16 protein-coding genes are annotated in these 16,637 nt (G+C 72.5%); 7 read left to right on the top strand and 9 right to left on the bottom strand.

Annotated elements, in window-relative coordinates:
- Positions 1–2: 2 nt before the first annotated feature.
- On the bottom strand, positions 3–911 hold the full coding sequence (murQ, locus tag ACZ6R9_RS12255; RefSeq protein WP_465538262.1) for an N-acetylmuramic acid 6-phosphate etherase: 909 nt from the start codon (positions 909–911) through the stop codon (positions 3–5).
- 273 nt (positions 912–1,184) lie between these two features.
- Here murQ and ACZ6R9_RS12250 point away from each other — a divergent pair, with 273 nt between their 5' ends.
- Complete coding sequence (locus tag ACZ6R9_RS12250; RefSeq protein WP_465538123.1) at positions 1,185–2,666, top strand: ArnT family glycosyltransferase; 1,482 nt, start codon at positions 1,185–1,187, stop codon at positions 2,664–2,666.
- A gap of 10 nt (positions 2,667–2,676) precedes the next feature.
- Here ACZ6R9_RS12250 and ACZ6R9_RS12245 read toward each other — a convergent pair whose 3' ends face one another.
- Positions 2,677–3,618, bottom strand: a complete 942-nt coding sequence (locus ACZ6R9_RS12245; RefSeq protein ID WP_465538122.1) for a DUF5996 family protein — start codon at positions 3,616–3,618, stop codon at positions 2,677–2,679.
- Positions 3,619–3,757: 139 nt separating this feature from the next.
- On the bottom strand, positions 3,758–4,012 hold the full coding sequence (locus ACZ6R9_RS12240; RefSeq protein WP_465538121.1) for a hypothetical protein: 255 nt from the start codon (positions 4,010–4,012) through the stop codon (positions 3,758–3,760).
- Between the two features lie 120 nt (positions 4,013–4,132).
- On the opposite strand from ACZ6R9_RS12240, the gene ACZ6R9_RS12235 reads away from it, so the two are divergent.
- Together ACZ6R9_RS12235 and ACZ6R9_RS12230 are read left to right on the top strand one after the other, a co-directional pair.
- Positions 4,133–4,381, top strand: coding sequence for a hypothetical protein (locus tag ACZ6R9_RS12235; protein ID WP_465538120.1), 249 nt, complete (start codon positions 4,133–4,135; stop codon positions 4,379–4,381).
- 277 nt (positions 4,382–4,658) lie between these two features.
- Positions 4,659–5,441 carry a DUF3050 domain-containing protein gene (locus ACZ6R9_RS12230; protein WP_465538119.1) on the top strand — a complete coding sequence of 261 codons (783 nt, stop codon included), beginning with the start codon at positions 4,659–4,661 and terminating at the stop codon, positions 5,439–5,441.
- Between the two features lie 64 nt (positions 5,442–5,505).
- Here the strand turns inward: ACZ6R9_RS12230 and ACZ6R9_RS12225 are convergent, their stop codons facing one another.
- Together ACZ6R9_RS12225 and ACZ6R9_RS12220 are read right to left on the bottom strand one after the other, a co-directional pair.
- On the bottom strand, positions 5,506–6,687 hold the full coding sequence (locus ACZ6R9_RS12225) for a globin domain-containing protein (RefSeq protein WP_465538118.1): 1,182 nt from the start codon (positions 6,685–6,687) through the stop codon (positions 5,506–5,508).
- 222 nt (positions 6,688–6,909) lie between these two features.
- Positions 6,910–7,347, bottom strand: coding sequence for an RrF2 family transcriptional regulator (locus ACZ6R9_RS12220; protein ID WP_380484022.1), 438 nt, complete (start codon positions 7,345–7,347; stop codon positions 6,910–6,912).
- Between the two features lie 268 nt (positions 7,348–7,615).
- Here ACZ6R9_RS12220 and ACZ6R9_RS12215 point away from each other — a divergent pair, with 268 nt between their 5' ends.
- Positions 7,616–9,160, top strand: coding sequence for a carboxyl transferase domain-containing protein (locus tag ACZ6R9_RS12215; RefSeq protein WP_465538117.1), 1,545 nt, complete (start codon positions 7,616–7,618; stop codon positions 9,158–9,160).
- 148 nt (positions 9,161–9,308) lie between these two features.
- Here ACZ6R9_RS12215 and ACZ6R9_RS12210 read toward each other — a convergent pair whose 3' ends face one another.
- Positions 9,309–10,196 (bottom strand): DUF6299 family protein, encoded by an 888-nt coding sequence (locus ACZ6R9_RS12210; protein WP_465538116.1) that lies wholly within the window; start codon positions 10,194–10,196, stop codon positions 9,309–9,311.
- A 630-nt stretch (positions 10,197–10,826) separates the two neighbouring features.
- Between ACZ6R9_RS12210 and ACZ6R9_RS12205 the strand changes: the two genes are divergently transcribed.
- A complete protein-coding gene (locus tag ACZ6R9_RS12205; RefSeq protein WP_465538115.1) occupies positions 10,827–11,105 on the top strand; it encodes a hypothetical protein in 279 nt (92 codons plus the stop codon).
- Between the two features lie 76 nt (positions 11,106–11,181).
- On the opposite strand, the gene ACZ6R9_RS12200 is transcribed toward ACZ6R9_RS12205, so the two are convergent.
- From ACZ6R9_RS12200 to ACZ6R9_RS12190, 3 genes are all read right to left on the bottom strand, one after another.
- Positions 11,182–12,195: a questin oxidase family protein gene (locus ACZ6R9_RS12200; RefSeq protein ID WP_465538114.1), complete on the bottom strand. Its 1,014-nt coding sequence runs from the start codon at positions 12,193–12,195 to the stop codon at positions 11,182–11,184.
- A gap of 144 nt (positions 12,196–12,339) precedes the next feature.
- Complete coding sequence (locus tag ACZ6R9_RS12195) at positions 12,340–12,927, bottom strand: hypothetical protein (protein WP_465538113.1); 588 nt, start codon at positions 12,925–12,927, stop codon at positions 12,340–12,342.
- Positions 12,928–13,004: 77 nt separating this feature from the next.
- Positions 13,005–14,240: an alpha/beta hydrolase family protein gene (locus tag ACZ6R9_RS12190; RefSeq protein WP_465538112.1), complete on the bottom strand. Its 1,236-nt coding sequence runs from the start codon at positions 14,238–14,240 to the stop codon at positions 13,005–13,007.
- 187 nt (positions 14,241–14,427) lie between these two features.
- Between ACZ6R9_RS12190 and ACZ6R9_RS12185 the strand changes: the two genes are divergently transcribed.
- Both ACZ6R9_RS12185 and ACZ6R9_RS12180 read left to right on the top strand, forming a co-directional pair.
- A complete protein-coding gene (locus ACZ6R9_RS12185) occupies positions 14,428–14,874 on the top strand; it encodes a MarR family winged helix-turn-helix transcriptional regulator (RefSeq protein ID WP_465538111.1) in 447 nt (148 codons plus the stop codon).
- 307 nt (positions 14,875–15,181) lie between these two features.
- The gene (locus ACZ6R9_RS12180; RefSeq protein ID WP_465538110.1) at positions 15,182–16,525 is read left to right on the top strand and encodes a transposase domain-containing protein; all 1,344 of its coding nucleotides are present in this window, start codon (positions 15,182–15,184) and stop codon (positions 16,523–16,525) included.
- The last annotated feature ends 112 nt before the right edge of the window (positions 16,526–16,637 follow it).

Raw genomic sequence — 16,637 nt, 5'->3', positions numbered from 1 at the left:
GGTCAGTTCTTCAGGGCGGCCTGTACGGCCTCGCGCAGGCGTCCGCCGTGCTCGGTGAGCAGAGCGGCCGCGGTGCCGGCGTCGAGGTCGGCGAGCAGCAGCAGAATGGCGTCCTTGACCTTGCCGCCGGTGGCGTCGAGTGCGGCGGTGGCGGCGGCCGGTTCGGCGTCGGTGGCGAGGGCGACGATGCGGCGGCTGCGGTCGCGGAGTTTCTCGTTGGTCGCGCGGAGGTCGACCATCAGGTTTCCGTAGGTCTTGCCGAGCCGGATCATGGTGATCGTCGAGATCATGTTGAGCACCAGCTTCTGCGCCGTTCCGGCCTTCAACCGGGTTGATCCGGTGAGCAGTTCGGGCCCGGTGACGACCTCGATGCCGTGTTCGGCGGCGACGGCGAGAGCGGACTCACGGTTGCCGGAGAGGCCGACGGTGAGCGCGCCGAGGGCGCGGGCGTGCTCGACGGCGGCGACGGCGTAGGGGGTGCGGCCGGAGGCGGAGATGCCGACCACGGTGTCGGCGGTGGTGAGCCGCAGGGCGTCGAGGTCGGCGACGGCGGCGGCGCGGTCGTCCTCCGCGTTCTCGACGGCGGCGGTGAAGGCGGCGGGTCCGCCGGCGATCAGGGCGACGATCTCGCCGGGCGCGGTGTTGAAGGTGGGCGGGCATTCGGCGGCGTCGAGCACGCCGAGCCGGCCTGCGGTTCCGGCGCCGGCGTGGATCAACCGGCCGCCACGGCCCATCCGTTCGGCGATCGCGTCGATGGCGGCGGCGATCGCGGGCAGTTCGGCGGCGACCGCGTCCGGGACGGTGCGGTCCTCGGCGTTCATCAGCCGGGCGATCTCCAGGGTCGGCAGCAGGTCGATGCCCGCGTGCTCGGGCCGCCGGGTCTCGGTGGCCAGCCCGGCAAGCGCGGCCAGGTCTGCGGCCGGCTCCGTGGCACCGGGGTGGCCGAGGCCTTCGACACCGGGCCGGTCGGGGTTCGCGGCGGACGAGAGGGGCAGGTCACTGGGGTGCGGGGTGCCGTTCACAGCGCCCGAGCCTAACCGTGGGGCCACTGCCGAACAATCGCCCCCGGCCCTCGACCGGACGGCCCGGCGGAGATATCTTGCCGTCCACCTGGTGGCGCGGCCCGCCGTTTCTGCCACACTCCCCCCATGGACCTTCGGGGGGATGGATCCACTGCCGCTGCCATGCCCGTCGGGCTGTCGCGGTTCGCGCTCAAGCCGGTGCTCGGCGTCGCGGCGGGGGTCGCAGTGCTCGAACTGTTGCTGGTGGGGCGGTACGGCTTCCACCGGGACGAGCTCTACTTCCTGTCCGCCGGGCGGCACTTGGCGTGGGGCTATGTCGATCAGCCGCCGCTGACACCGCTGTTGGCCCGGCTTTCCACGGCGCTGTTCGGCGAGAGCCCGGCGGGGCTGCGGGTGGTCGCGGTGCTGCTCGCCGCCGCCACGATCGTCCTGACGGCGCTGGCCGCACGGGAGTTGGGGGCGCGCCAGGGCGGTCAGCTGCTGGCGGCGGCGGGCGCGGCGGTGTCGGCGATGGTGCTGGCGCTGGGCCACATGCTGTCCACGGCGAGCTTCGACCTGTTCGCCTGGATGGGGATCGGCGTGCTGGTGCTGCGGCTGCTGCGCACCGGTGACCGCCGCTGGTGGCTGCCGATCGGCGCGGCAGTGGGTGTCGCGCTGCTGAACAAGGACCTGGCGCTGCTGCTCGCGGCGGCGCTGCTCCCGGCCGTCCGGTTCACGGGCAACCGGCAGGTCCTGCAGGGGCGTTGGCTGCCGCTGGGCGTGCTGCTGGCGGTGCTGGTGGCCGCGCCGAACCTGTACTGGCAGGCCCGGCACGGCTGGCCGCAGGTGACGGTGGCCTCGGGCATCAGCGACCAGGACGGCCTGACCAACCGGCTGACCTTCGTGCCGATGCAACTTCTGTATCTGTCACCGGTGTTGGTGCCGGTGTGGCTGGGCGGCCTGCGCCGTCTGCGGCACGGTCCCGAGCTGCGCTGGGCACGGCCGTTGGCGTTCGGCTACCTGGGGCTGTGCGCGCTGGTGCTGCTGCTCGGCGGCAAGCCGTACTACGCGCTGCCGCCGCTGCTGCTGGTGCTGGCGGCCGGGTGCCAGCCGGTGGTGGACCGGACCTGGCCGGTGCCGCGCCGCCGGGCGCGGTTGGTGGGGGTGCTGCTGCTGGCGGCGGCGGTGAACACAGCGATCACCTTGCCGGTGCTTCCCGAGCATCAACTCCCCGCCGTGGCCTGGGTGTACAAGGAGTCGGCGGAGCAGGTCGGCTGGCCGGAGCTGGCCGAGGCGGTGGGCGCGGGCTGGGCGGCGATCCCGCCCGAGCAGCGGGGCCGGGCGGTGCTGTTCGCGAGCAACTACGGCGAGGCGGGCGCCCTGGCCCGGTACGGCGCCGACAACGGTCTCCCCACGCCGTATTCGGGCCACATGTCCTTCGCCGACTGGGGCCCGCCGCCGGACTCCGCGACCGGCCCCGTCCTGCTGATCCACCCCGCGTCGTACCCACAGGTCGAACGCGCCTTTACCGACTGCCATGAGGTGGCCCGGGTCGACAACGGCCACGACCTGGCCAACGAGGAGCAGCACGCCCCGGTCCTGCTGTGCTCGGGCCCGGTCGCACCGTGGTCCCAACTCTGGCCCCGGTTGCGGCACTTCTACTGAGCGGTACCGACTACGCCGGGGGCGCCGTGCGCAGGACGGTGTCGGTGACGCCGCCCGGGCATTCGCGTTTGCGGCCCCAGCCGGCCAGGCCGGCGCCTGCCCGGTAGGCCGATTCGAGGAAGTCGAGGGCGGTCGCCCAGGGGTCGGCGGTGGTCCGGACGTCCTGGTACTTCAGCAGGGCGAGGTGGCTGCCCCGGCTTGTGGTCCAGGAGGCGGCGGCGGGGTGCAGGGGGCGGGTGGTGAGGTCGGCGGGTTCGGGGGCGGTGTAGCAGTAGAAGGCCGGCTCGGGGACACTGTCGTCGCCGAACCAGAAGCCGGCGCTGATGACTTCGCGGGAGTAGGCCTCGCGGGTGACGGGGTCGGCGGCGGGCTGGTCGATCTCGCGGTCGGAGAAGCGGGTGACGGCGAGGTCGAAGGTGTGCCAGAAGTGGTGGACGGGGCTGGTCTTGCCCGAGTAGCCGGTGGCGTACTCCTCCAGCAGCAGGGCGACTTGGCTGAGGATGTGCCAGTAGGTGGTGACGGCGGCCGGGTCGTAGCTGCGGTGTTCGTCGTCGTCGGCGAACGGGCGGTGCGAGTCGGGGAGGTCGTACGGGTAGGGGTGGTCGGGGACGATGTCGATGTCGAGGTGGACGAGGGCGCGCAGGGTGTCGCGGTAGAAGTCGCCGACGGAGCGGCCGGTCAGCGGGAAGGAGTCCTCGGCGCCGTCGAGGGTGCGGATGTACAGCCGGTGGTCGGTGAAGTCGAAGTCGATGGTGAAGGCGTCGCCGCCGCGGGTCGGGCCGGTGGGGCGGGTGGTGATGCCGCGTCCGGTGAGATGGAACGGCACGTTCCACCAGTGGTTGCGGCGGGGGCTGCCGGCCAGCCGGATCTTGCCGATGATCTGGGCGAATCGGTGCAGGGTCTCCTTGGTGTCCCGCCAGGACTCCAGGGGCAGGGGCGGGAAGAGTTCCATGGTGCGCTCCGGCTGAGGTGGGTCGCGACGGGTGGTGCGTCCCATCCTTGCGGGGCCTGCCGCGCCGTCGGGGTGCGACGCGCCCGGGTGACGGGGAGACTGCTCCACCCGGGTGCGCCGCGTCCAACCGATGTGGGCGTCACTCCCGTCCGCTGCCGCTGCCATCGCCCAGTACGTAGCGGTGCGGTGCCATCGCGGTGTCGTGCCCGGGCAGCGCGGCCATCACGGCGGCGTGTGCCTGCCCGGGGCTGAGCACCGTCCCGCCGGTGTCGATCGTCGCCGTCAACTCGCCGTCCTGGACGTCCACTTCGACGTCGCGGGCGCCGAGTGCGGTGCGCAGCAGGTCGGTGACGGCGTCCAGGTCGATCGGAACTGGACCTCTCCTGCTCGGCAACCTCGACCGGAGTGGGTGCAATGGGTGCGGGCAGGGTGCCGCCGGCCGCCAGGGTCAGCCATTCCTGTACAGCAACCCGGTTGCGACGCCGTCCAGTACCGGTTCGAGGCGCACCACACCATGGATCGCCTCTTCCGGCTCGCCTACCGCACCCCGCAGGAAGTGGCGGCCTGGCGCGCACGCGACCCGCCCGTCCCCACCGCTGCGGCACTGTTGGCCGGCGCTGCTGCCGCGATCGACGCGGAGGTCGTCCAACTCCTTTCCAGTGCAGTCGAGTTCGCGCTAGCCTCGGCGGACCCTGATCCGGCGACGGCAGGCGACCACCTGTACGCAAGCGGGCTGTGGCCCCGGTCGGGAGCGGCACTGTGACCCTGCTGTCGTAAGCGAAGGCGATGAACCGGGCGCCGGCGGGTGCCGCTGACGCTCTGGACCGGGCGTTGCAGCCGGACGCCGAGCAGCTGCGCGATGCGATCCGCGCCGTCCTGAAGTAGCCCACCGGTCCCGCCGACCGCTCGCCACCCCGAGACCTTCCGACGCACGCACCTCCGCCCGCGATGCCCACGCACCCTCCCCGCCGCACAACACCATACGCACCACACCACGCGCACCACACCGCACCGCACCACACCATCCGAGGAGAGCAGCCATGAGCGACCGCTACCACTGGGACCGCAGCCACCCCGGCCTGACCGCCCTGCGCGAGTCGATCGAGGAGGTCCGCCGCGAGGTGGTCTCCCACCCGATGTACCTCGCGCTGGACAGCCTGGAGAAGGTGCGGACCTTCCAGCAGACCCATGTGTTCGCCGTATGGGACTTCATGTCCCTGCTCAAGTGCCTCCAGCAGAAGCTCACTTGTGTGACCCTGCCGTGGCTGCCGGACGGTCCGACCGCGAGCCGCCGGCTGATCAACGAGATCGTGCTGGTCGAGGAGAGCGACGAGCTCGGCGAGGGCTACATCAGCCACTTCGAGCTGTACCTGGACGGCATGGCGAAGTCGGGCGCCGACACCGCCCCGGTCGAGGCCTTCCTGGCGGCGATCCGTTCCGGCCGGTCGGTGGCGGAGGCCTCGAAGCTCGCCGAAATCCCGCAGGCGGCAGCCGAGTTCACGGCCGTCACGTTCGGGATCATCGAGGACGCGCCGGTGCACTGCCAGGCCGCGGCGTTCGCGTTCGGCCGGGAGGACCTGATCCCGGAGATGTTCCAGCAGGTGGTCCGGATCGACGACGCCGCAGGGCGGTTGGGCGTCTTCAAGGACTACCTGGTCCGGCACATCGAGGTGGACGGCGAGCAGCACACCCCGATGGCGATGCAGATGCTGATCGACCTGTGCGGCGACGACGCCGGGCGCTGGGAGGAGTGCGCGGCGACGGTCCGCACCGCGCTGCGGGCCAGGGTCGCGCTGTGGGACGCGATCACGGCCTCGCTGTGACCGACGGGCCCGGCCCCGGCGCGGACTTCACCGCGCCGGGGCCGGAACTCCCGTACCCGGCAGGTCAGTTCTGGCCGAGCCACATGTCGGGGCCGAACACCTCATAGTGGATCTCGGCGGCGGGCACGCCCGCCTCCAGCAGCTGGGTGCGCACGGAGCGCATGAACGGCAGCGGGCCGCACAGGTAGGCGACGGCGCCGGCGGGTACGTCCAGGCCGCTCAGGTCGACCCGGCCGGTACGGTCGGCGGGCCACTCGCCCTCGGGACGCTCGTACCAGACGTGCGCCTCGGCGTTCGGCAGCTTCGCCACCAGGCTCGCGAAGTCCTCGCGGAAGGCGTGGCTGGACTCCTGCTGGTCACCGTGGACGGCGATCACCTTGCGGGTGGTGCCGGTCTCGGCGAGGTGGTTGAGCATCCCGATGATCGGGGTGCAGCCGATGCCGGCCGAGGCCAGCACCACCGGGCGGTCCTCGTCGGCCAGCTGGACGTCGCCGAACGGGGCGCTGACCAACAGGGTGTCGCCCTGGGCGACGTGCTGGTGCAGGTGGTTGGAGACCTCACCGGCCGGGTCGCCGGCGACTCGCTTGACGGAAATCTGCAGGCCGCCGTCAGGCCGGCCGGACAGGCTGTACTGGCGGATCTGCCGCGCGCCGTCCGCGAGTTCGACCTGCACCGAGACGTACTGGCCGGGCTTGTGCGCCGGGACGGGGCCGCCGTCGGCCGGGTGCAGCAGGAAGGTCGCCACGTCGGCGGTCTCGGCGGTGCGGGACACCACGGTGTAGGGGCGGCGCTCGCCGTGGGTGCCGCTCTCCTCGTACAGCCGCGCCTCGATGGCGATCAGCGCGTTGGCCATCAGCCAGTACACCTCTTCCCAGGCCTCGGCGACCTCGGGGGTGACGGCCTCGCCGAGCACCTCGACGATGGCGGCGAACAGGTGGTCGTGGACCACCTGGTACTGCGGGCCGGTGACACCCAGCGAGGCGTGCTTGTGGGCGATGCGGGCGAGCATGGCGTCCGGTCGCTGGTCGGGGTTGTTGACCAGGGCGGTCGCGAAGGCGGCTATCGAACCGGCCAACGCGGACTTCTGGCTGCCGTCGGCCTGGTTGCCCCGGTTGAACAGGTCGCGCAGCAGCTCGGGGTGAGCAGCGAAGAGCCGGCCGTAGAACGAACCGGTGATTTCCTCGATGGCCGCTCCCACCACGGGCAGGGTGGCACGCACGGTCTGCGCGGACTTCTCGGACAGCATCCGAAGCTCCAAACTCGCATCTGATATACGTATTTTAGGGTATGGGAATACCCACTGTTGACCGCTGACGACTACAGGTGACTGCTACTGACTACTACTTGCCCATTGCCGACTGCTGTTGATCACCGCTGGCTCCAGGCAAACGGAAAACGCTTTCCCGGTGGCGCGCCACCACCCCGGGCCCCCGACTCCGCTCCCCGCTGTCCGGCCGAACCGGCCCGGCTAGCCACGGCCGGGCAGTCCGAGCAGGACCGGGCCGGACGGCGGACTGACCAGGTCGTTCACGGTCATCGGGTCGAGCGTCGCGAAGAACGCTTCCTGCGCCTGGCGCAGCATCCCGCGCAGTCGGCAGGAGTGGCGCAGCGGACACGGCGGCTGATCCTCGCAGCCGACCACGTCCCCGGCGCCCTCCAGCTCCCGGACGATCCGGCCGAGCGATCCGTTGCGGCCGGCGGCAGTCAGGGCAAGCCCTCCACCGCGCCCGCGCCGGGCCTCGACCACGCCCAGGTGCTGGAGACGACTGACCACCTTCGCCGCGTGGTTGTAGGGGACATCGACCGCCTCGGCCACCTCACGGGTGGTCGGGGTCTGGTCCTCGCCCAGCACCGCCAGGCGCATGGCGATGCGCAGTGCGATGTCGGTGCTCTTGGTCAGCCTCACGGCGCCGACTCTAGCCAATTCGGCATCCTGGATACCAATTAGCCCGGCGTGTGCTGCGTCACGTTCCACGGCCGTGCGCGATGGGTAGGGCGCGCGAGGCGACCGCCCCACCGGCGGTGATCCACGTCACCACTGTGCGCCGCACCCGGCGGCGGCCTGCGTCCACCCGTAGGCTCTGCACCGGCTCTGCGCCGCAACGCCCCTCCCCCACTCCCCTTGCCCTTGCCCTTGTCCTTGCCCTTGCCCTTGCCCGCGACGGAGGCCCCAGGTGTCGGCACGTCAGCTTCTCGATCTGCTGGTCGATCCCGGCAGCTTCACGTCCTGGGACGAGCCGATCAACACCGAGCCCGCCGACCCCGAGTACCGGGACGCCCTGGCCCGGGCCCGCGCCCGCACCGGGATGGACGAGGCGGTGCTCACCGGCCGCGCCCTGCTGGACGGTCGGCCGCTGGCGCTGATCGCCTGCGAGTTCGGCTTCCTCGGCGGCTCGATCGGCGTCGCCACGGCCGAACGGATCACCCGGGCCGTGGAGCGGGCCACCGCCGAACATCTCCCGCTGCTCGCGCTGCCGGTCTCCGGCGGCACCCGCATGCAGGAGGGCTCCGCCGCCTTCCTGTGCATGGTCCGGGTCACCGCCGCGATCCACGCCCACCGCGCCGCCGGCCTGCCGTACCTGTCCTACCTGCGCAACCCCACCATGGGCGGCGTGTTCGCGTCCTGGGGCACCCTCGGCCACCTGGTCCTCGCCGAACCGGCCGCCCGTCTGGGCTTCCTCGGCCCGCGCGTCTACGAGGAGTTGCGCGGCGAGCCGTTGCCACCCACCGTCCAGCGCGCCGAAACCCTCGCCGCCAACGGCCGGTTGGACGCCATCGTGCCGCCAGAGCGCCTGCGCGCGTTCCTGTCCCGCGCGCTCACCGTCCTCACCACCCGGCCTACCCGGCCGAGTTCACCGCCGCCCGGGCCGGGTTCACCGCCGCCCGGGCCGGGTTCACGGCCGCCCGCCGCGTCCGCCGCGCCGCCCGCCGCTGTGCCCGCTGGTGTGCCCACTGCTTCGCCCGCCGCCGAGGACGCCTGGGAATCGGTGCTCCGCAGCCGTCGGCCCGACCGCCTCTCCGCGCTCGAACTCCTCGCCCACACCGCCGAGTTGTTCCTCCCGCTGGACGGTGACAGCGCACTCGTCCGGGCCCTCGCGCTGATCGGTGGGCGCCCGGTGATGGTGGTGGCCCAGCAGCGCTCCGGCCCCGATCAGCCCGAACTTCCCTTCACGGCTGCCGATTTGCGGGCCGTTCGCCGACAGGCGGAGCTGGCCGAGGAGTTGGGCATGCCGCTGCTCACCGTGGTCGACACGGTCGGCGCCGAACTCTCCGTCGAGGCCGAACTCGACGGCGTGGCACTGGAGATCGCACACTGCCTGACCACTCTGGTCGGCCTGCGCACACCCGTACTCGCCGTCCTGCTCGGCCAGGGCAGCGGCGGCGGCGCCCTCGCCCTGCTGCCCGCCGACCGTGTCATCGCCGCCCAGCACGCCTGGCTCGCCCCGCTGCCACCCGAGGGTGCCTCCGCCATCGTCCACCGCGACGGCGAGCACGCCCCTCAACTCGCCCGCGCCCAGGGCATCACCGCCACCGCGCTCACCGCCACCGGGCTGATCGACCAGGTCGTCCCCGAGACCGACGACCCCGCCGACCTCCGCACCCACCTGGCCACCGCCATCACCCACGCCCTCACCGAACTCTCCCAACTCCCCACCCCCACCCGCCTCGCCGCCCGCCACACGCGCAACCGCCACCTCGGCGGCCCGCTCACGGATTGAACAGGCAGTACAGATCGGGACGGACCGCCCGCGCGGTCCCGTCCCCACGTCGCCCGGGCCGGTCGGTGCCGTGCCGGGCAGGGCCGATCCGTGCCGGTCAGCCCACCGGTGGGCCGGCGGGCCGTCGTCGCGTGGTGGGGAGCTTCCCCTACCCGATGATCAGGGTGTAGTCGACAGCCTCACCCTGGATCGTGCCTCCGCTGCCGACCGTGGGCAGCGAGGTCTTCACCTCCGTACCCACTCCGCTGGAGAAGCCGTTACCGGTGCTGCTGGTGACCGTGCTGCTCCAGGTCTGATTGGTGCCGTTGCAGGTGTTGACGGTGAACGCGACGGTTCCGGCGGCGGCCTGGTTGCTGCTGTTGACCTGTTCGGCGGTGACGAACTCGGTGGCCGGGGTGGACGTGCCGCTGGCGCAGTTGTACGTGCCGGTCAGCAGGACGGTGCCGTTGCCCGGATAGGTCGCTGTCGGATCGACGTGCAGGTAGGAACTGTTGACGAGGGTGACGTTGCTGTTGGAGGCCGTCTTCGTGCCGTCGTCCAGCACCGCGAACGTGGTGATCTCCTGGCTGCCGCTCATGCCGAGCTGCGTGGCCGTCACGGTCTGCGTCTTGTTGACGTCGCCCGGGCCGCACGGCACCGCGACCTCACCGCTGACATCGTTGTTGTTCTGGTCGAACTGCACCCGCAGCGCGGCGTTGCCGCCGGGAGCCGAGGAATCGGTACAGGTGTACGTGACGATGGCGGAGACGCTGCCCAGGCCGACGGTGACGCTGCCGGGGTTGATACTGGCGTTCAACCCGCCGGTGACGGCGGTGAACGGCTGCACCGGCCCGGCGGCGGAGGCCTCGGCCTTTGCGGTGGGCGCGCTGTGCACCTGGTACGCCCAGAGCCCGGCGGCCACGAGTGTGCCGGCACCCAGGCAGGCCAGGATCTCCTTCTTCGCGCCCGCCCGGACCGGCCCCCGGCCAGGGTCGGAAGCGGCGGGAACGTCCCCGGACGGGGAGCTTGCGGCGCGGCGCGGACGGCCTTTCGTCATGGGATCACCTTCGAAGTGGAGGAGAGGGTGCTGCTCACCACACGCACCGGCGGCCCCGGCCCGCGAGGCCCGTCCGGGGCCTGCCGTCGGACACCGGTCCTCGGACACCGGGCCTCGGACACCGGCCGCACCCAATCGGGTTACGGGCCAGGCTGGTTGTGCGCCGGTGCCACCCACCGGGGCGTGCAGCCAGCTGCGAGTCTGCCACCGCTCGTCGGACGCGGTTCTGCCCGCGACGCCCCTTCACCGGTGGGCCGACGCCCTCCGCCACGACCCGACGAATCGTCACCTCCCGTGGCCGCGAAGGCTTCCCGCCACCTGCGTCCGCCCGCACGACGTGCCCGCGCTGCGGGCGACCGGGGGCCCCGGCGCTCTGCCATCCGGGTGCGGTCGGCGGGATGGTGGTGGGATGGCGATGGGAGGGTGGTGGGAGTGCGTCGACTTCCGACTCACGTCGGTTCCCCGCCCACCGGGGAGTCCAGGTCATCGGGCACCACCTCCCGTACGTCTGCGCGCTCGCCGATTCGAGGGATTGGCCGCGCTGTCCCGTGGCGGGCGGGCCGCAACGGGAATCCCCCGTCCGAAGAGGCACCCGCTACCGGTCGGGCGCCCTCGGAAGGGAGAACAGTCATGCGTCGTCTCATCGGAGTCGGCCTGCTGGCCGTCGCCGGCGTGCTCGCCCTCGCCGTCCCCGCCCAGGCAGCCACGGGCACCCTGATCGTGAACGGGGTGTCCCACCACAACCCCGCGCGGGGCTGCTACAGCACCACGTCCCCGGTGACCATCACGAACTTCACCGACTCGATCGTGCTGGTGCACGCCGCCGCGAACTGCCAGGGCCCGGTGACGGCGGAGGTGGATCCCGGAATGTCCGAGCAGGCCGCTGGGACGAGCTACTTCGTCCTCTGAGCCGCGCCCCGCCACGCCCCGCCGCGCCCCGCCACGCCCTAACGGGAAGCCGGCCGCTCCGGCTTCCCGCTCCGGCTCATCCGATCGGAACGGTCAGTTCCATGGCACGCACTGCCGCTGCCAGCGCGGGCCCGTCGCCCACGTCCAGGGCCGTGTCCGTCAGCTTGATGACATGTTCGTCGCCGTGCGACAGGGCCCGGTCGAAGACCTCCTCGGCGGTGAGGCTGCCGAATGGCACGCGGGGGGCCGCCGTGGCCGGCGAGTACATCGCGGTCACGGCCGCAGCGGCCGTCCAGGCGGCCCGCAGGCTCGGCGCCCACAGGGCGGGCGGGAGTGCGGGCAGCGTGCGCAGGACGGCGTTGGGAGCCGTGGCGGCATGGACGAGCATCGTCTCCTCGCCGTGGCCGTGCGTTGCGTACCGGTGGGTTGCCGCCCTTACCAGTTCGGCGAGTTGACGGTGTGCCTCGGCCGGTTCCATCGACGCGGCGGCCCACTCCGGCAGGGCCTCGACGTGGGCGATCCGGGACGGGAAGCCGCCGTCCTGGACGGCGATGCGCGGCACCAGTTCGAGAGCGGCGGCCGCACTGCCGGCGCCGGGCAGCGAAGTGCCAGCCGTGACGGGCCGGTGCCGGGCGGCCCAGTAGCCCAGGCCGTGGGCGAGTTCGGCCAGCCGGGGCCTGGTGACCGCACCGCCGGACAGCAGTGTGCGCACGGCGTGGCCCACCCGAATCACCGGGTGGGTCGAGCCGCCGCAGATACCCGGCAGCAGACGCGGCCACCACTCGCCGAGCACCTCGCGCCAGGGACGTTCCGCGACCTCGCGCTCGAAGTAGCCGATCCAGTCGGCCGCACGATCCGGATCCCCCAGCGCAGTACGCCAGTTGTCGGCCGTGACCCGCTCGACGCCGGACGGGAACTCCTCCAGCTTCCGCGCGTACAGGTCGAGCCAACGGTGCACCGCACGCGCCCGGCCGTGCGCGGCAAGCGCCTCGACGGCCATCGGCGCATGGTTGGTCAGCCGCCCGAGCCGCTCGGGCCCGCAGCGGTGCAGGCGTTCCAGCGCCTCGTCCAAAGTCCCTGTGACATCCATGCCGTGGACAGTAGGCAGAACCGCACCCCCGCCGTAACGGGCTGAGGACGTAGGCCGCCCCCCGAATCGGCCCAGGTCTTCCGCCGCACGCCCGATGACACCACCGCACGCACCACCGCACGCACCAGCGTTCCTTTCCGCACGTCAGACGGGGTTGCGCAGCCAGGCCTTCAGCACGGTGAAGTCGCCTTCCACCAGCCCGACTTCGGGATCGACCCGATGAAGCAGGGCGGGGCCGGGGTGATGGTGGGCAACCCATTCACGATCGCGCTCACCGATCTCGTCGTCGACCCAGACGAACGGGCCTCCGGCCGCGTGAGCAACGATCGCCGGCGTCTTCCAGTGAACACCGTACGCAGCCTGGGCCGCATCGAACGCTGCATCGAACGGCGAGCCCGGCGACGATTCGGACGACGGGCCGGACGGTAGGTCGGGCAGGTCGGGCAGGTCGGGCAGGTCGGGCAGAACAGGAAGCGCCGGCAGACCGAGTAGCGGAGCGATACACACATTGGCATCGTCGAACCACGTGGTCGCCCAGACCAACCGGCATGGCAGTGCGGCAAGTTGACGCCCGAGCGTCGGATCGACCCGCGACAGCAGGGGGTTGGCCTCCCCGGTCAGCTCGCGAATGCGACGTCCCGTCAGGTGGGTGCGATAGCGCGCCGGGTCGCCGCCGAACGGGATCAGCGGACCATCGACGTCGAGAAAGAGCAGGGGCAGCTGAGACTTCATCGGATCGATGATGCCCGGGTGGGAGGCTTCGCCGCACCTGCCGCTCCTGCCATATCGCACCTGTCATGCCGCACCCGTCATGCCGCCCGCAGCGCGTCGGCCAGCCAGTCGGCGGTGTCGCGCAGCCAGTCGGCCTGCGCGTTGCCGAGCAGGTGGTTGCCGTGCGGGACGTGCAGTACTTCGGCGTGCGGGAGGTCGGCGGCGAGGGCCTCAGCGTTGGTGACGCCGGGGATTCGGTCTTCACCGCCTTCGACCAGGAGCAGCGGGCCGCGCAGGCGTGGGGCGAGGGCAGCCAGGTCCAGGCTGTCGGCGAAGTCGCGGGCGGCGTCCGGGCTGCCGCACCGCTGGCCGAGGGTGGCGGTGACGAACGGGACAAGCGCGTCCCACTCCAGCCGGTACGGCCCACTCACCAGTGCCGCCGCCCGCACTCGGGGGTCGTGGGCGGCGACCGCGGCGGCAAGGTGGCCGCCCAGGCTGAGGCCGACCACGGCGATCCGCCCGAGGTCGAGGTCGAGTTCCCACTCGTCGGTGGCCTCGGCGAGCGCGTCGAGAGCCCGGGCGGCGGCGCGCCGGTGATCCTCCGCGTTCAGCACCGTCCGGGTGGCCAGCACGCCCTGGCCGGGTCCGTCGATGGCCAGGACGGCGAGGCCGCGGGCGAGCAGGGCGTCCGCAAGGGCGTGGAACTCCTCCTTGGCGGAGTCCATGCCCGGGATCACCAGCACAACGGGAAAACGCTTACCCGTTGCGTCCGAACGAACGCCCACGCCCAAATCCGCGCCCGAACCTGCGCCCACGCCCAAATCCGCGCCCGAACCTGCGCCCACACCCGAACCCCCGCTCGCACCCGAACCCGCGTCCGCGATCACGTCCACGTCCGAACCCGTACTCGCGATCACGTCCGCAGGGGTGCGGAGCCAGCCGGTGAAACCGTCGCCGGACAGGCGGCGGGCCCGGGGTTCGAGGAGGGCCAGCGACAGTTCCATCGACCGGTCCGACTCCCGTTCGTTGTCCTCGGCCCGTACCCGGTCGGGGTCGGGGATCAGGGCGGCGAGGTGGAACCACCGGGCGGCCAGGCGGTGGCGCTCGCCGGCCGTCCGGGTGCGGCCGCGTTCGGCGGCCTGCTCGGCGGCGGCGCGGTGCCGGAGTGCGGTCGCCCGGCAGACGTCGGGCCACTGGAGCAGGGACTCCAGCGAAGCGGTGACGCGGTCGTACTCGTGGAGGTCGATGCCCGCACCATGGGCCCTCGGGCGGGTCTCCGCGATGAAACCGGCGGCCATGCCGGGGGCGGAGAGGAAGGAGAGGTGGTCGGTCATCGGTGTGCGGTCCCTCCGGAACAGGCGCCAGCCAAGCTGACAGATCGACAAATCAACACAGACGCAGGGGACAGCGGCGCAGCAGGCGGCGCCCCACTCCTCCCCGCAAGCTCAACGCCACGATCGTCATCAACACATTGACGACTGTCAACGCCGATACACCGAGCAGCCCTTGTAACATCGGCGCATGGGAATGCCTACCAGTGACCGCCTCGGCATCGATCTGCACCTCACCGTCCAGGAACTGCTGGCCGCGAAGCGCGCCGCCGTCGAACCCGCGGGGCTGACGGTGCCCCAGTACGCGGCCCTGTTCGTACTCGCCGAGAACGCGGGCATCAGCGGTGCCGCGCTCGCCCGGGCCTGTCAGGTCACCCCGCAGGCGATGGCCGTGCTGCTCAAGCACCTGACCGAACGCGGCCTGGTGGAACGCGCCCCGCACCGCTGGCACCGCAACGTCCTGGAGACCCGCCTCACCGACCGCGGCCGCGCCGCGCTGGAACTCGCCGACGACCGCGCCAGCGCCGTCGAAGAGGCCCTGTCCGAGGAGTTCACCGCCGCCGAACGCGACTACCTTCGCCGGCTTCTGGCCCGCGCCACCAGCGCCCTCCGCCACGCCGCCGACGACCTCGACTGACGCCTCCAGGAGCATCCGCCGCCCGGCCGAGCCGTCGGAGCATCCGCCCCCCGGCCAAGCACCGCGCCCTCCCTGCACACTCGCCCCCCAGCCCTCCGACCGCCCGGCCTCCCTGCGCACTCCCCTCCGAGCGCCCGCCCTCGCTGCACACTCGCCCCCGACCGCCCGGCCCTCCCCGGCCACCCGACCCTCCCGGCCACCCGACCCTCCTCCCTCCCCCGGGCGCTCGGCCGCCGTGCGGGGCGGAGGGTGGCATCTCGGGCCGAGTTCGCGGTGACCTCACCATGGGCGGCTCGTTGAACGGGTCGTGCCAGTACCAGGGCAGACCAACGCACCGACGGACATCCGGCCTGCGGAGCGTGCCGCGCTGGGAATACTGACGCGCGCCTTCCCTCCCGAACTGGTCGACCAGGTGCTGATCGAGTGCGGACGGGTCGAGCAGCGCAACCGCCTGCTGCCGGCCCGCGTGGTGGTGTACTTCGTGCTGGCGATGGCGATGTTCGCCGAACAGAGCTACCCGGAGGTCGCCCACCTGCTGGTCAGCGACCTGGAACGGGAGCGCTGGTGGCCGAAGGGCCGCCAACTGCCCACCCCCGCCGCGATCGGCCGGGCCCGGCTGCGGCTCGGACCGGAGCCGCTGCGCCGCCTGTTCGAACGGACCTGCCCGCCACCGGCCTCCCGCACCGTCACCGACGCCTGGTATCGGGGCCGACGGCTGGTCGCCCTGGACGGCGCGATCCTCGACGTCCCGGACACCCCGCCGAACGCCGCCCACTTCGGCCGGGCCCTCGGCAGCACCGTCCGAAAGCCCGTCCGCACCACCGGCCCCCGCGCCGCCGATCCCCGCGCCACCGATCCCCGCGCCACCGATCCCCGCGCCACCGATCCCCGCGCCACCGATCCCCGCGCCACCGGCAGACCGCCCGTCCGGCCCGCCGCCCAGGAGCCCGTCAGCTACCCGCAGGCCCGGGTCAGCGCCCTGATCGAGTGCGGCACCCACACCACGCTCACCGCCGACGTCGGACCGCTCTCGACCCACGAACGCGCCCTGGCCGAGGCCATCTACCCGCTGCTGACCCGCGACATGCTCGTCCTCGCCGACCGTGGCACGACCGATCCCGCGATCTGGCAGGCGGCCCGCGCAGGCGGCGCCGACCTGCTCTGGCAAGTACCGATCAGCCTCCAACTCCCGCTCGCCACAAGGCTGGAGGACGGCTCCCACCTGACCGGTCCGACCACCGCGACCGACCTCACCGGCTCCACCGGCCCCACCGGCCCCACCAGACCGACCGGCCCCACCGGCCCGGGGCGCGAACGCGCTTGCCCCACCCAGGTCCGCGTCATCGACTACACCCTCGACACCGACCGTCCCAGCACGCCGCCCCACCGGCTGCTCACCAGCCTGCTCGATCCCGCCGTCGCCCCGGCGGCCGACCTCGCCGCCCGCTACACCCACCAGTCGCGCACCGGGACGGCACTCGACCACCTGACGCCGCCTCAACCGGCCCAGACCCTGCGCTCCCGCCATCCCGAGGGGATCGAGCAGGAGATCTTCGCCCTCCTGCTCCTCCACCGCGCCTTCCCCGCCACGCCCACTGCGCCGGCCTCCCCCACGCCGCCCACCGTCCAGTTGGTGTCCGCACCCGACTGACCGCCCGCCGAGCGGCACCGCGAGCTCCGGTGTGGCCAATGTCGCACGAAGGATCTCCGCAGCTCGTGGGGGGTATGACGGTCTGCTGCCGGTAGGCTGCGGCTGCCCGTCC

This window comes from Kitasatospora sp. NPDC048662 (genome assembly GCF_055587065.1).
Note: the sequence above shows the minus strand (reverse complement) of the source record. Positions and strands in the feature narration are given on the sequence as shown.